The 14,925-nt window shown below is 47.6% G+C and carries 13 protein-coding genes; 12 read left to right on the forward strand and 1 reads right to left on the reverse strand.

Features of this window, described 5'->3' with window-relative positions; translation table 11 throughout:
* The first annotated feature begins 251 nt into the window (after nucleotides 1-251).
* From AC121Z_RS02720 to AC121Z_RS02775, 12 genes are all read left to right on the forward strand, one after another.
* A complete protein-coding gene (locus AC121Z_RS02720) occupies nucleotides 252-1,592 on the forward strand; it encodes a Na(+)-translocating NADH-quinone reductase subunit A (protein WP_498126467.1) in 1,341 nt (446 codons plus the stop codon).
* Between the two features lie 3 nt (nucleotides 1,593-1,595).
* Entirely contained in the window at nucleotides 1,596-2,837 is a 1,242-nt protein-coding gene (locus AC121Z_RS02725; protein ID WP_498126468.1) for an NADH:ubiquinone reductase (Na(+)-transporting) subunit B, read from the forward strand.
* Nucleotides 2,827-3,588, forward strand: a complete 762-nt coding sequence (locus tag AC121Z_RS02730) for a Na(+)-translocating NADH-quinone reductase subunit C (protein WP_498126469.1) — start codon at nucleotides 2,827-2,829, stop codon at nucleotides 3,586-3,588. The genes AC121Z_RS02725 and AC121Z_RS02730 overlap by 11 nt, the downstream gene beginning before the upstream one ends.
* A 12-nt stretch (nucleotides 3,589-3,600) precedes the next feature.
* A complete protein-coding gene (locus AC121Z_RS02735; RefSeq protein WP_100658154.1) occupies nucleotides 3,601-4,233 on the forward strand; it encodes an NADH:ubiquinone reductase (Na(+)-transporting) subunit D in 633 nt (210 codons plus the stop codon).
* A 2-nt stretch (nucleotides 4,234-4,235) separates the two neighbouring features.
* Nucleotides 4,236-4,844, forward strand: coding sequence for an NADH:ubiquinone reductase (Na(+)-transporting) subunit E (gene nqrE, locus AC121Z_RS02740; RefSeq protein ID WP_498126471.1), 609 nt, complete (start codon nucleotides 4,236-4,238; stop codon nucleotides 4,842-4,844).
* Nucleotides 4,845-4,862: 18 nt separating this feature from the next.
* Nucleotides 4,863-6,095 carry an NADH:ubiquinone reductase (Na(+)-transporting) subunit F gene (gene nqrF, locus AC121Z_RS02745; protein ID WP_498126472.1) on the forward strand — a complete coding sequence of 411 codons (1,233 nt, stop codon included), beginning with the start codon at nucleotides 4,863-4,865 and terminating at the stop codon, nucleotides 6,093-6,095.
* A gap of 60 nt (nucleotides 6,096-6,155) precedes the next feature.
* A complete protein-coding gene (locus AC121Z_RS02750; RefSeq protein ID WP_498126474.1) occupies nucleotides 6,156-7,181 on the forward strand; it encodes an FAD:protein FMN transferase in 1,026 nt (341 codons plus the stop codon).
* Between the two features lie 20 nt (nucleotides 7,182-7,201).
* A complete protein-coding gene (gene nqrM, locus AC121Z_RS02755) occupies nucleotides 7,202-7,435 on the forward strand; it encodes a (Na+)-NQR maturation NqrM (protein WP_498126476.1) in 234 nt (77 codons plus the stop codon).
* A gap of 331 nt (nucleotides 7,436-7,766) precedes the next feature.
* Nucleotides 7,767-8,864, forward strand: coding sequence for a DNA polymerase IV (gene dinB, locus AC121Z_RS02760; protein ID WP_498126477.1), 1,098 nt, complete (start codon nucleotides 7,767-7,769; stop codon nucleotides 8,862-8,864).
* Between the two features lie 18 nt (nucleotides 8,865-8,882).
* Nucleotides 8,883-10,454: a M17 family metallopeptidase gene (locus AC121Z_RS02765; RefSeq protein WP_498126479.1), complete on the forward strand. Its 1,572-nt coding sequence runs from the start codon at nucleotides 8,883-8,885 to the stop codon at nucleotides 10,452-10,454.
* A gap of 1 nt (nucleotide 10,455) precedes the next feature.
* The gene (locus AC121Z_RS02770; protein ID WP_498126481.1) at nucleotides 10,456-11,631 is read left to right on the forward strand and encodes an MFS transporter; all 1,176 of its coding nucleotides are present in this window, start codon (nucleotides 10,456-10,458) and stop codon (nucleotides 11,629-11,631) included.
* The gene (locus AC121Z_RS02775; protein ID WP_498126483.1) at nucleotides 11,621-11,836 is read left to right on the forward strand and encodes a DUF1653 domain-containing protein; all 216 of its coding nucleotides are present in this window, start codon (nucleotides 11,621-11,623) and stop codon (nucleotides 11,834-11,836) included. Before AC121Z_RS02770 ends, AC121Z_RS02775 begins: the two co-directional genes overlap by 11 nt.
* A 48-nt stretch (nucleotides 11,837-11,884) precedes the next feature.
* Here AC121Z_RS02775 and AC121Z_RS02780 read toward each other — a convergent pair whose 3' ends face one another.
* Entirely contained in the window at nucleotides 11,885-14,863 is a 2,979-nt protein-coding gene (locus AC121Z_RS02780) for a TonB-dependent receptor plug domain-containing protein (RefSeq protein ID WP_498126485.1), read from the reverse strand.
* Nucleotides 14,864-14,925: the final 62 nt, after the last annotated feature.

Consider the following 14,925-nt stretch of genomic DNA (forward strand, 5'->3'; position numbering starts at 1 on the left):
AAAGCGAACGAAAAAGCATCATAAAATTCTTTTATTCACAAGATTATATTTGCGCAAGATACGGACACCTTGACGGTTTGTGAGGATAAGCATTTCGTGGTGTGGGGTTTTGGTTTCCACCAAAGCAGAGCTGGGTGATTGGTCATCCTTCAGCCGAGACCCATTTTACTAGGCTATTTGCCTGCCGATGGCAATCCCTGCCAAGTGGGTTAGTAAAATTAGGTTTTGTAATTAAAGTAGTGCTATAGCGTATGATAAAAATCAAGAAAGGTTTGGATCTTCCTATCGAGGGAGCGCCGCAGCAGCAAATCAGTGATGGCCCCGCCGTTACTAAAGTCGCTGTGTTGGGCGAAGAGTACGTTGGTATGCGTCCAACCATGCATGTGCAGGTCGGCGATACAGTGAAAAAAGGTCAGGTCTTGTTTGAAGACAAGAAGAACCCTGGCGTTAAATTCACTGCGCCCGCGGCCGGTCAGGTGGTTGAGGTTAATCGTGGTGCCAAACGTGTATTACAGTCCGTGGTTATTCAGCTGGAAGGTGATGAGCAAATCAGCTTTGAGCCAGTAGCCGCTGACCAATTGGCTGGGTTGGCCAGGGATAAAGTGGTTGAGCAGTTGAATGATGCGGGTATGTGGGTTGCCTTCCGCACACGTCCATTTAGTCGTTCACCAGCGCTTGACGCGACACCACATTCAATTTTCGTGTCGGTTATGGATACTAATCCTTTGGCGGCCGATCCGTTGTTGGTGATCAACGAGCGCATCGATGATTTTAATAATGGTTTGGCGGTATTAAGCACCTTAACCGAAGGTAAGGTGTTTGTCAGTAAAGCCGCTGGTGCGTCGATTGATGCAAAAGGACCACGCGTAGAAGTTAATGAGTTTGCTGGCCCTCACCCGGCAGGTCTAGTCGGCACTCATATTCACTTTTTAGATCCGGTAGGTCTGAATAAGCGCGTATGGCACATCGGTTATCAAGACGTAATCGCCATTGGCGCATTGTTTACCAGCGGCAAGCTTGATAACAATCGCGTAGTTGCCTTGGGTGGACCAGCAGCAACCAATCCACGCCTTATCCGCACTGTACTGGGCGCATCAATCACTGAACTCACTGCCAACGAGCGCAAAGAAGGTGAGGTTCGCGCGGTATCAGGTTCAGTCTTAATGGGTACCAATGCGATGGGTGTGCATGGGTATCTAGGGCGTTTCCATGTGCAAATCTCATTGCTAATGGAAGGTCGCGAGAAAAAGCTGTTTGGTTGGATTACGCCAGGTAGCGATAAACACTCCATCACCCGTGCATATCTCGGGCATTTGAGTGGCAGCAAGAAATTTAATATGACAACCACCACCAACGGTTCTGATCGTTCCATGGTGCCAATCGGGAACTACGAGCGCATCATGCCGCTAGATATCATCCCGACTTTGCTATTACGCGACATTATTTCCGGTGACACTGATAGCGCACAAACACTCGGCTGTTTAGAGCTGGATGAAGAAGATTTGGCTTTATGTACCTATGTTTGCCCAGGCAAATATAACTACGGCCCAATCTTGCGCGATTGTCTAACTACTATCGAGAAAGAGGGCTAAGTCATGGGATTAAAGACATTTCTTGAAGACATAGAGCCGCATTTCGAAGCCGGCGGGAAATACGAAAAGTTCTATGCGCTGTATGAAGCAGCAGCAACAATTTTTTATACGCCAGGCAAGGTTAACAAGGCCGGCACTCACGTACGTGATAGCATCGACCTTAAGCGGATTATGATCATGGTTTGGATGGCAACATTCCCAGCCATGTTCTATGGCATGTATAACGTTGGTGCCCAAGCGCATGAAGCCATGGTGCAGTACGGTACTTCGCTGCCAGATTTCTGGCAGGCAGGTTTGTTTGCTGCACTAGGTGGTCAATTAGGCTTAGATAGTACGGGTTGGGGAAGCATGATGCTGTACGGCGCATGTTTCTTTATTCCGATTTACGCGGTGACCTTCGTGGTGGGTGGATTCTGGGAAGTGCTGTTTGCTTCGATCCGCAAGCACGAAGTGAATGAAGGTTTCTTTGTAACCTCCGTCTTATTTGCATTAACACTACCTGCGACGATTCCACTCTGGCAGGTTGCCTTGGGTATTACGTTCGGTGTAGTCATTGCGAAAGAGATTTTTGGTGGTACGGGGCGTAATTTCCTCAACCCCGCATTGTCAGGTCGAGCATTTTTATACTTTGCTTACCCGGCACAAATCTCTGGTGACCAAGTGTGGATTGCGACTAACCCTGCAACGGCAGCTGACGGTTATTCAGGTGCAACTTGGTTGAGTAAGGCTGCATCAGGCGAAATGGGTGATGTCACGAATGGCTTTACTGATATGACACTATGGTGGGATGCTTTCTTCGGCAACATTCCTGGCTCAGTAGGTGAAGTATCTACACTAGCGATAATGCTGGGTGGCTTGTTTATTATTTACATGCGCATTGCCAGCTGGCGAATTGTTGCTGGCGTTGCCTTAGGCGTAGCTTTCTTCGGTTCTTTATTGAATTTTGTCGGTAGTGACACTAACCCTATGTTCGCAATGCCATTCTACTGGCACTTTGTGATTGGCGGTTTGGCTTTCGGTATGTTCTTTATGGCGACTGACCCCGTGTCGGCGTCATTCACTAATCAAGGCAAGTGGGCATACGGGATTTTCATCGGCTTTATGACCGTACTTATCCGTGTGCTAAATCCAGCATTCCCAGAAGGGATTATGCTGGCCATTCTATTTGCTAACCTTTGGGCGCCATTGTTTGACTACTTCGTGGCGCAAAGCAACATAAAACGGAGGCTTGCTCGTGTCGGCTAAAAAAGAAACTTTAGGAAAAACCGTTGGCATCGTAGTTGCTGTATGTTTGGTTTGCTCTATCGTTGTAGCAGGCTCTGCAGTTGGTCTACGTGCCACACAAGAACGCAATGCCGCACTGGATAAGAAAACTAACATTCTAACTGCTGCTGGATTGTATGAAGCAGGCATGACGGGTGCACAAATCGCCGATGTTTATGAGCAGTTTGTGCAGGAACGTCATATTAATCTAGAAACTGGCCAATATGTCGAGACTGAAGAAGGTTACGACATGTATAAAGCGGCTAAAGATCCTGCGCGTAGCAGCAAGGTTGAGAACAGCAACGTTGGTTTTCAGCGTCGTGCTGACGTCGCGAGTGTTTACGTCGTAAAGAACTCTGGTGGTGATGTAACACGCGTGATTCTGCCGGTCCACGGTAGTGGCCTCTGGGATTTAATGTATGGCTTTCTAGCGGTTGACGCTGACGGCAACACCATTAAAGAACTGGTTTACTACCAGCACAAAGAAACGCCGGGGTTGGGTGGTGAAATTCAAAACCCAGCATGGGCATCTAAGTGGCAAGGTAAGAAACTGTTTGATGATGGCAAAGTTGCTATTCAGGTTAAGAAGCAAGCGGGTAATGACAACCCGTATGCGGTTGACGCAATCTCAGGCGCGACGCTAACCAGCAACGGCGTACAGAACACATTGACTTACTGGGCAGGTGAGAATGGCTATGGCCCTTACCTTAAAAAGCAATCCTGGCGTTCATAAGAGGCAAGAACAATGGCAGATACAAAAGAAATGAAAAAAGCCCTGTTCGGGCCGATTCTTGACAGTAACCCTATTGCCTTACACGTACTTGGTATATGTTCGGCATTGGCGATTACGACCAAGCTAGAAACTGCACTCGTGATGTCACTAGCGTTGACATCGGTTGTAGCGTTCTCAAACTTATTTATATCCATTATTCGTAACCACATACCCAGCAGCGTGCGGATCATCATTCAGATGACCATTATTGCGTCGTTGGTAATCGTGGTCGATCAGGTACTAAAAGCATACAGCTACGAAATCTCCAAACAATTATCGGTGTTTGTTGGTTTGATTATTACCAACTGTATCGTAATGGGCCGTGCTGAAGCTTATGCCATGAAGAGTCCACCAATGATGAGCTTACTTGATGGCATTGGGAATGGTTTAGGCTATTCGTTCATCCTGATTGTTATCGGCACGATTAAAGAGTTGGCTGGCTTCGGCACAATTCTTGGCTTTGAAATCCTGCCATTGGTGCAAAATGGCGGTTGGTATCAAGGTAATGGTTTGCTTATTTTACCATTTAGCTCGTTCTTCTTAATTGGCGGTATGATCTGGTTTATTCGTACTATTCGCCCCGAGCAAGTAGAGGCTAAGGACTAATCATGGAACATTATTTATCATTATTGATCCGCTCGATCTTTATCGAGAATATGGCTCTCAGCCTCTTCTTGGGGATGTGTACTTTCTTAGCAGTATCAAAGAAAGTAAAAACCTCAATGGGTTTAGGTGTAGCGGTAATTGTTGTACTTGGGATTTCGGTTCCGGTAAACCAATTGATTTACGTAAACATCCTGGCACCAGGAGCATTGGCGTGGGCTGGTTTTCCAGAAGCTGATTTAAGCTTCTTGAACTTTTTGACCTTTATCGGCGTAATCGCTGCATTGGTACAAATACTGGAAATGAGTTTGGATAAGTTTTTCCCTGCGTTGTACAACGCTTTGGGGATATTCTTGCCATTGATTACAGTAAACTGTGCCATCTTTGGTGGTGTTGCTTTCGCGGTACAGCGTGAATACAACATGGCTGAAAGTGTAGTTTACGGATTAGGTAGCGGGATTGGTTGGGCATTAGCGATTACCCTTCTGGCTGCGGTACGTGAGAAGCTTAAATACGCTGATATGCCAGATGGTGTGCGTGGTTTAGGTTCAGTCTTTATGATTGCAGGTCTAATGGCATTAGGCTTCCAGTCATTCACCGGTATCCAACTTTAATAAAGGCAGGTCAAAGGTATGAATCAAGTTGAAATTTACCTCGGCGTTGGCATGTTTATCGCCATCGTACTCGCCTTGGTGTTTATTATTATGTTTGCCAAGTCAAAGCTTGTACCGAGCGGTGATGTTAAGATTATCGTGAATAACGATCCTGATAAGGTTATTACGGCCGAACCGGGTGGTAAGTTATTAGGTGCACTTGCTGAGGCAGGGATTTTCGTTTCTAGTGCCTGCGGTGGTGGTGGCTCATGTGGTCAGTGCCGAGTGGATGTGAAAGAAGGTGGTGGTGAAATATTGCCAACTGAACTTGATCACATTACCAAAGGTGAAGCGCGTGAAGGTTGTCGTCTATCGTGTCAGGTCGCTATCAAACAGGACATGAAGATTGAGTTACCAGAAGAAGTCTTTGGGATCAAAAAGTGGGACTGTGAAGTTATTTCGAATAATAACGAAGCAACTTTCATCAAAGAGCTTAAATTGGCAATTCCTGATGGTGAGAGCGTGCCGTTCCGTGCTGGTGGTTATATCCAAATTGAAGCACCACCGCATCATGTTAAGTATAAAGACTTCGATATTCCAGCCGAGTATCGTGGTGATTGGGAGCGTTTCGGCTTCTTTGATATTGAATCAAAAGTTGATGAAGAGACTATCCGTGCTTACTCGATGGCAAACTATCCAGAGGAAGAAGGGATTATTATGCTGAATGTGCGTATCGCTACGCCGCCACCTAATAATCTAAGCTTACCTGCGGGTAAAATGAGCTCATTCATTTGGAGTTTGAAGCCAGGTGATAAAGTCACTATTTCTGGTCCATTTGGTGAGTTTTTTGCGAAAGAAACTGACGCGGAGATGGTCTTTGTTGGCGGCGGTGCGGGTATGGCGCCGATGCGCTCACATATTTTTGATCAACTGCGCCGTTTGAAATCAAAACGTAAGATTTCTTTCTGGTATGGTGCACGTTCACTGCGCGAAATGTTCTACGTTGAAGATTTCGATATGTTGCAAGATGAGAATGACAACTTTAACTGGTATGTTGCCTTGTCTGATCCTCAGCCAGAGGACAACTGGGAAGGGTATACCGGGTTTATTCACCAAGTCTTGCTTGAGAACTACCTGAAAGACCACCCTGCGCCAGAAGATTGCGAGTTCTATATGTGTGGACCACCTATGATGAACGCAGCTGTGATCAACATGCTCAAGGATCTGGGCGTTGAAGATGAAAATATCATGTTGGATGACTTTGGTGGCTAAACTGCCGTCAAATGCAAATGATTAAAGGGGGCGATATCGCCCTCTTTTTTTAGGATTCTTATGAAATTATTCCACGCAATTCTGCTTGTTTTTTTACTGGTCTTGCTTTCTGCTTGTGCACCTCCGACCGAGCAAGAAATCCACTTACAAGGCCAGACAATGGGAACTACATACAATGTAAAATTCCCACCGCCTGACAACCTCGATGCTGAAGCATTACAAGTAGAAATCGATGAGCTATTGATTGACGTGAATAAGTTAATGTCGACTTATGATCCCAATTCAGAGTTGTCGCGCTTCAATCAGCACGCGAGTGATCAGCCCTTTTCTATTTCACCACAGACTCAATTAGTTATCGCTGAAGCGTTGCGGTTAGGCGAGCTTACTCAGGGTGCGTTAGATGTAACGATTGGACCGGTTGTCAACTTATGGGGGTTTGGCCCACAGATGCGACCAGAACAGGTGCCTTCGGTTGATGCTATTGAGCGCGCGCGAGAAAGAACGGGTTTAGATAAATTGCTATTAACAGCCGATGCGGTCATTAAGTATCACCCAGAACTCTATGTTGATTTGAGTACGATTGCGAAGGGGTACGGTGTTGATGCGGTTGCTGAGCTACTACACGGCAAAGGAATAAATAGTTATTTAGTCGAAATTGGTGGTGAAATGCGTGTCGCAGGTCGCAAAATTAACGGTCAAGCATGGCGCATTGCAATAGAGAAACCGGTGAGTCAGCAACGCGCATTACAAAAAGTGATAGCGATCGGTGATAATGGTATTGCGACATCGGGTGATTATCGTAATTACTACGAGCAGGATGGGGTGCGTTATTCCCATTTGATTGATCCGACCACGGGCTACCCAATCCAGCATAATTTAGTTTCGGTTACCGTCGTCCATCCTTCTGCTATGACCGCCGATGGTTTAGCGACTGCACTTGCAGTGATGGGTGCTGAACAGGCCAAGGCAATGGCTGAGCTGAATGACTGGGCGGTGATCTTAATCACCAAAGAACAAGATGAATTTATTGAATGGACATCAAGTGGATTTGATCAGCGTGTAACTGTGGTCAATCCAAACCAGTAATTACAGAGTATTTAAATATTATGAGCACGTTTATCCTTGCATTTTTCTTTTTTCTTGCGATGGTCGCCGCTATGGCGATTGGTTATATGGTGCAACGCAAAACCATATCTGGAAGCTGCGGAGGCCTAGGCGCTTTGGGTGTTGATAAAGCCTGTGATTGTCCTGAACCCTGCGATCGTAAAAAAGCGCGGATGGAAAAGGAAGCGGCTCGGCAGAAGAAATTGGCCGAGTGGGAAAAGAACAAAATCTTGTAGCTTTCAGGTTGCCTGGCGTTTAGTGAGACGCAGCGTTTAGCACTGTTCTTATGACATGAGTCTTCATTGGTATATAAGTCAGTGGATAGCGGTTATCTTCAGGAGGGTTATCTTTTCGTATAATGATACTTGCTTGGATGAGCATTACACCTGTATTAGGTTTCTTTATAATTTAGTTTTTCAATTTCGACTTGAGCCCATACGGATATCAGCCATCGGTAAATAACGTAGAAAGCAGCATACACTGCGTTGTTGGTTTTATGCCTGAATACTTTGCAATTTAGCCATAATAAATGCATGATACTGGTTATTTATACAGGTTGGTGGGTACATGCGAAAAATCATTCATGTCGATATGGATTGTTTTTATGCCGCCGTTGAGATGCGTGATAACCCAGCCTTAACGCATATTCCAATCGCTATCGGCGGAAGTTCAGACCGACGTGGCGTTATTAGTACCTGTAACTACCCAGCGCGCCAATACGGCGTGCGCTCAGCAATGCCAACGGCCCATGCCATGCGGTTATGCCCTGACTTAACATTGATCAAGGGGCGCATGGACGTTTATGTCAGCGTGTCTAAGCAAATCCGCGAAATCTTTTTACAATATACCGACACAATTGAACCACTAAGTTTGGATGAGGCTTATCTAGATGTGAGTGACTGCCAACTATTCAACGGCAGTGCCACGTTAATTGCAGAAGATATTCGCCGACGCATTCAGCACGAAATTGGCCTAACTGCCTCTGCCGGTGTCGCACCGCTTAAATTTGTCGCCAAGATTGCCAGTGATGAGAATAAACCGAATGGCTTGTGTGTGGTAACACCCGATGAATTGGATGAGTTCGTCCGCCAATTGCCGCTGCGCAAAATCCCCGGAGTGGGCAAAGTCACCATCGAGAAATTGCATCGGCTAGGCTTATACACGTGTGAAGACGTGCGCAAATATCCGCTCGATCGGCTAGTAAAGCAATTTGGCAAGTTTGGACCGGTATTATGGAAGCGTAGCCATGCTATCGATGAGCGAGACCTTACTGTTGAGCGGCAGCGCAAATCAGTTGGAGTTGAGCGAACATTACCCGCAGATATAGCCTCGTTAGAAGAATGCCAAGAAGTGAGTCAGCGGTTGTATGAAAGCTTGCTTAAGCGTTTATCTCAGGGTAGTGCAACTAAAATCGCTTCACAGGGCGTCAAACTCAAGTTTGCCGACTTTCAGCAAACCACGGTCGAGCACCGTATGACCCTATTACAAGCCGACTACTTTGACGTGCTTTTGCGAGAAGCATTCAGTCGAGCGCAGGGGCGTGGCATACGCTTGGTGGGCTTACACGTTGGCTTGCCAACAAATCATTCCATGCGCCAAATGGATTTACCACTGGAACAGCTTGAGTTTGCAGCCGAACCACAGGCACAATACCGAATCCGTTAACTTGATTTGAGAATTCGTATGCCTGCACCGCACGTTATCGCAGTAGAAACCTTCGAACACCATGGAACCGTTGCAGAATTTGATGCCCTCGTGGTGCTATCAGATACCTTATCAGCAATAACCGACCAAGCAATCGTAGCAGCCTTGGTTGCTCATCAAGCAGTCGATGGGCGGGTGGGAAAGGAGTTGGTTGTTGTTCCCTGTGCAGATGCGCCGGAGCAACGCCTGATCCATATCCCAACCGGAGAATTAAAGCATTATTACGACGACGTACGTCGAATCTTCGATGCCGCACGTAAAGCTGCCGATACCTTACTTGCAGTGGGAGCCCAAAAGCCATTATTGATGGTTAATTTAGAACAAAGCGACCGTAAGTTTAGCAAGGCTAGAGAGGCTGCCTACTTAGGTCTCTGTCAAGGTTTATGGCAGCCCTTAGAAGCGCGCGAGGCGAATTTAGAAAGCGAGCTCGAACCGATCTCTGCGATTGGTATCGTGGGGACAGATACCGAGCAAGCAGACCAGTTGTATGCGCTAGAAGTGGGCAAACGTTTAGCCCGTGACCTCTGTGGAACTGAGCCTGAGCGTATGGCTCCGCCCGCATTTGCGGACTATTGTGTGGAAGCATTTAAAGGCACAGCAGTAAAGGTCGAGGTCATTGCTGATGATGTTCAGTTACGCACAGAATACCCATTACTGCATGCGGTTGCGCGGGCCTCGGTGCAAGTAGAGCGTCATCAACCGCGGGTTGTTCGTCTCACTTACGACGGAGCTGGATTAACGCAAAAAAGTCTGTTTCTAGCGGGTAAAGGAATTACTTTTGATACTGGCGGTGCCGACCTTAAAGTCGGCGGGCATATGGCCGGTATGAGCAGAGACAAAGGCGGTGCAGCCTCTGTGGCGGGTTTTATGCGCACTTTAGCGGAGATTCAACCGGCTCATCTGAAAGTAGTCGCAGAGCTCGGGGTGGTTCGCAATAGTATTGGGGATGACGCATTTGTGCCCGATGAAATTATTTCTGGACACGCAGGTGTGCGCGTCCGCGTTGGCAATACGGATGCAGAAGGACGAATGGTACTGGCCGATGTGTTATCCCATCTCCGCGAATTGGCATTAGCGGAGCCCCAGCAAACTCAACCGGAATTATTCTCCGTAGCCACCTTGACAGGCCACGCAGCCATCGCGCTAGGCCCTTACACGGGGTATGTACAAAACGGCTGCGCCGAAGCACGTCAAGTGGCCAAACATATTGTTGCGCATGGTGAAATCTGGGGTGATTGTGGTGAGATTTCGCGCAGTCGCCGTGAAGACTATGCGTTTATTGCTCCGCGTAGCAAAGCTGATGATGTGTTGTCATCGAATAATGCCCCATCAGTTTCTACCATGCGAGGGCATCAATTCCCAATGGCGTTTTTGGCCATTGCCTCAGGGCTAGTTCAGCATGATGTGGAAAATGATGAGCCATTGGCCTATACCCATGTGGATATTGCCGGTAGTGGCGTTGAGAACAGTGACTGGCAGCACGGTAAACCTACCGCGGCTGCACTTACGGCACTAGTCGCAGCGTATGCCATGCAGGGTAAGGGGAAGTAGATTGCCTGCGCAAGTTTGGTTACTGGCTTGTATTCAAGCCTTAGCTATGAGTGCTGGTGCTACTGTTGTGCTGGTAGGCGGTATCGTTGGATCCCGCCTGGCGCCTAGTGAGGCGCTGGCAACCTTGCCTGTTGCGCTCATGATAGTGGGTACTGCGTGCGGTGTGCTGCCGGTGACCCGCGCTATGCATCGGTGGGGCCGGCGTTTGGTATTTATCTGTGCTGCATTGGTAGCAGCATTAGCTGCGACTGTCGCGATGTGGGCAACCTTACAGCAAAGTTTCAACGGATTCCTGTTTAGTACCTTTGCCCTTGGCCTGTGTGTCGCTGCTTTTCAGCAAACGCGCTTTGCCGCAATAGAATCTGTGCCTAGTGAGTTGGCCGCAAAAGCCACTTCGACTGTGTTACTGGGTGGGTTAGTCGCGGCGGTCGTTGGGCCAGAACTAGCAACAGTAGGCGAGCCGTTGTTTGCGCAACCGTTTGCCGGAAGTTTTTTGTTGGTCGCTAGTGTAATGGTTATATGTGCACTGCTTTTTACTCGACTGTCACGCACGCCATCGTTGCGAAGCAATACCTCGAGTATCGTTGTTCCTAAGCGGCAATTGTTTGGTCAGCCAAAATTTATCATCGCGGTTGCAACATCGGTTACTGGATTTGCTTTGATGAGCTTTATTATGACGGCTACTCCCGTCCATATGCATGTAGTCGAGACCTACAGCCTTGAACAGACCAAGTGGGTGATCCAATCGCATATTTTAGCAATGTATCTTCCTTCCTTTATCAGTGCGTGGTTGGTCGTGCGTCTCGGCCTCAAAGGCGTGATCGCAACAGGGATTGTTATTTATCTAATTACAATACTTGTCGGTTATATTGGGGGACACTTTGTGCAATATTGGTTAGCGCTGGTATTATTGGGCTTAGGCTGGAACTTATTATTTCTGGCCGGTACTTTATTGTTAGCCAGCAGTCACTCCAATGAACAACGTTTTACTGCACAAGGGGCCCATGACTTTGCTGTGTTTGCTGGCCAAGCGTTAGCAGCGCTTAGTGCCGGTGCTTTGCTTGCCATTTTCAATTGGCAAGGCTTAATGCAAATTAGCCTAATAATTATTGTCGGGTATTTGTTACTACTCACCTGGCAGTATCGACGAACAAAGGAGCAACCGAGTGTCGCTTAAACCGGGGCGTTATCGACATTATAAAGGCAATGATTATCAGGTTATTGATATCGCCACGCATTCCGAAGACGGCTCACAACTCGTGGTCTATCGACCATTGTATGGTGAAGGTAAACTTTGGGTACGCCCGCTTACTATGTTTCAAGAAACTGTCGACGTGAATGGCGAGTCGGTCCCGCGATTTCGTTTTATCAGTGCAGAATGAAAAAGCGAGGCACTCAGGCCTCGCTGACTTGACGGCAGACTTATCGTCTTAGAAGCGGAAATTGATACCCGCTTTATAAATACGACCTAGCGTGTCGTAGTTACTTGGGAAGGTGTTACCTGAATTAGAGCTGGTATCACCAATTTCATTACCGAGTGCTGGTGGATCATCATCAAATAAATTGTCCACTCCAGCAGTTAAGGTTATATAGTCATTGATTTGGTAGCTACCAAAGATATCAATGTAATCGTAGGCATCAATACTGCGGAATGCTTCATAACGGAGCGAACGCTCAGGTGGCTCAACATCCACTGAACTGATGTGACGCCATTGCACAGAAACCGTCAAGTCATCATGGGTCCAAGTGGTTCTTTGGATCCAACGGAGATCAGAGATGGGGTCACAAGTAGTGCCATAGTAGCCTTTACAGTCAATGACGGGCACCGTGATTGAGCTTTGCGACTCTTGTGACAAGTACTTGTTGATATTTCCTGAAAAGCGCAAGCTACCCATATCATCTAAATCAAATGATACGTTAAACGCGATTTCTACACCTTCAGCCTGCAAGTAGTTGAGGTTAGTTGTAAATAAGTTTACCCCAGCCGCTGAACCGGTAAGATCACCACCGACGCGAGTGATCTTGGCACATTCACTGGCCAATCCAGCAACATAGCAAGAATCTAAGATTTCTTGCGCACTGAAGTTGCCGATGATGTCCTCAATATCAATTTTGTAGTAATCCGCGGAGAAGACAAAGCTATCAACACCATCAAACTCCGGTGTCCAAACAAAACCTGCGGTCGTTGTATCAGCTTCTTCAGGCCCTGGCGGATTGGTCGGGTTACTGCCATTAAAGGTATTAATTTGACCCGCAATAATATCTGGGATAACGCCCACTTGAGCTGCCGTCATACCAGTAGAAATACACAGCTGGCGCAAGCGATCATCGATATTCCCTGCGTTTGCTACCGAGCATGGATCTTGGACAGCATTGTTCAAGCCCGAAGTTACCGGCGAAGACAGTTCACCCACATTCGGTGCACGGTTGGCCCGCTGTTGCATAACGCGAACCATTAATGATTCTACAGGTCGCCAGTTGAAACCGACTTTCCAGGAGTCAGTCGTGCCGATGGAATCATAATCGGACGTTCTGAAACCGAACTCAAGATCGAGGCGGTCAGCAAAGGTCTGACCATCAAAGATGGGGAGTATGCCTTCGAAGAAGAAATCATTAACAGTATAGCCACCACGGATTGGCAGTAAGTTGCCGCCGGCTCCGCCCTGACAACTGGCTGGGGCTAACTTGAGACACTCGTCCGGCTCTAGCAACGCATCCTCTTTTCTATATTCATAACCAAAGCTCATCGCGAGCGGCCCCGCGGCTGTTGGTAATTCGATGGCGTCAACCGGGCCGGTAAAGAACAACGTACCGATGGTTTGCTCATACTTTTGCTGCTGCAATGCGATTGCTCGCGCGTATCCTGCCTGCGCTTCGGTGATCGTGCCGAAACCACCAAACAAGTCGATAGGTACACAGTTGCCACCTACCGCACAGGTAACACCATCACGTGTGTCCAACGCATTTTGAATATTGGTTAGATTAGTATAACCATCTCGCACAGTGGTACGGTTCGATTCACCGTATTGGAATGATGCATCGTAATCCCAATCACCGATAAAGGTGCCGTTTACGCCCACATTAAGCTGCCACAAGTCTGAGTCATAACGCTCTGTGCGTGCACCAAGTTCAAGGGTACGACGACGCAAGCGCACAGTAACACTGTCTTCAGTATCAACTACGCCATTCGCGTTAGCGTCTGTCCAACTGCCACCATCGACGAGTGAACCGTCGGCGACCGCCGAGTTAGCCCCATCGAGAATATATTGTAAGGCTTGATCACTGAGTAGTGGATTGTAGAGCGGCAACACAAAGCTAGCACCAAAGGTACCTGACGGTGCAACTTGCTGAGTTACGGATGTATTGGAATAGTTAAAGCGGGCGTACACATTCGCGTGTTCATTAATTTCATAATTAGCTAACGCTGTTGCTGAGTAGCGCTGTGCCGGTGTTTGATAAAAGTTGAAAGGGTTAAAATTAAATCGGCTACATTGATCGCCCAAGGTTCGGTCATCACGGAACTGACCACTGACGCCGGTACCAATTAATTCAAAACGGGTCGGGATTGCAGTAGTTGAACCACTGCCGTTAACGAAGTCGACCACATTCGGGCCACCACAACCAGCAATGGGTTGGGCCGGCTCTTCACCCGCTAAAAATTCGGCTAATCCTGCGCCCGTATTTGAGTTGATCCCAAGTTGGCCAAGTGGACGCTGCCCTAATCTAACGGCGTCGCGTTCCATCCAACTAAGGCTTACCACTGCGTTACCGCGACCATCGTCTAAATTAGAGCCTACAGTTAACGAGATACTGTCTTGATCCCCATCACTTTCCCCCGTCTGGTTATGGTTTAAATCAAGGGCGACGCCTTCAAAATCATCTTTAAGAATAACGTTGACTGCACCAGCAATCGCATCTGAACCATAAACCGCTGATGCACCGCCGGTAACCACGTCGACACGCTCAATCAAAGCTGTGGGGATGGTTGCGGTGTCAACTGCACCATTAAAGTTGAAGGGAACTAAGCGACGACCATCAAGTAACACTAGGTTACGTTGTGGGCCTAGACCACGTAGGTCAATCGTTGCAGCGCCAGCCGTGCCATTATTTACATTACTGCCATCAGCAGGAATGGTGGCTGGCAAGCTGCGCACAATACGTTCAAATTCAGGTGTTTGTAGATAACCAATTTCTTCTTCACCAATAGAAATAATTGGACTTGATGATTCGACACCAGGCGCTCGAATGCGGCTGCCGGTGACCGATATAACTTCAACATCGGCGGTATCATCGTTACTGTTTGGGTCGCTTTGTTGGGCACTCGCCGCGTGCGCGAACAACAAGGACGTTGTCGCGCCTGCGACACACGCTAGTTTAACAGCGCGTGCGATTTTTGAATTTGCAAACATTATGATGTCTCCCTGCTTCGTCGCTCTGACTAAGAAACAACGAAGAGTTGTGTGTTTTAAGA

The sequence above is a fragment of the Alteromonas sp. DYW1 genome, from assembly GCF_059752595.1.

Coding starts and splice junctions, on each gene's coding strand:
- AC121Z_RS02735 (WP_100658154.1), top strand. CDS start 3,601: ATGGCAGATACAAAAGAAATGAAAAAAGCCCTGTTCGGGCCGATTCTT.
- nqrM (WP_498126476.1), top strand. CDS start 7,202: ATGAGCACGTTTATCCTTGCATTTTTCTTTTTTCTTGCGATGGTCGCC.
- AC121Z_RS02765 (WP_498126479.1), top strand. CDS start 8,883: ATGCCTGCACCGCACGTTATCGCAGTAGAAACCTTCGAACACCATGGA.
- AC121Z_RS02780 (WP_498126485.1), bottom strand. CDS start 14,863: ATGTTTGCAAATTCAAAAATCGCACGCGCTGTTAAACTAGCGTGTGTC.
- nqrE (WP_498126471.1), top strand. CDS start 4,236: ATGGAACATTATTTATCATTATTGATCCGCTCGATCTTTATCGAGAAT.
- AC121Z_RS02725 (WP_498126468.1), top strand. CDS start 1,596: ATGGGATTAAAGACATTTCTTGAAGACATAGAGCCGCATTTCGAAGCC.
- nqrF (WP_498126472.1), top strand. CDS start 4,863: ATGAATCAAGTTGAAATTTACCTCGGCGTTGGCATGTTTATCGCCATC.
- AC121Z_RS02720 (WP_498126467.1), top strand. CDS start 252: ATGATAAAAATCAAGAAAGGTTTGGATCTTCCTATCGAGGGAGCGCCG.
- dinB (WP_498126477.1), top strand. CDS start 7,767: ATGCGAAAAATCATTCATGTCGATATGGATTGTTTTTATGCCGCCGTT.
- AC121Z_RS02750 (WP_498126474.1), top strand. CDS start 6,156: ATGAAATTATTCCACGCAATTCTGCTTGTTTTTTTACTGGTCTTGCTT.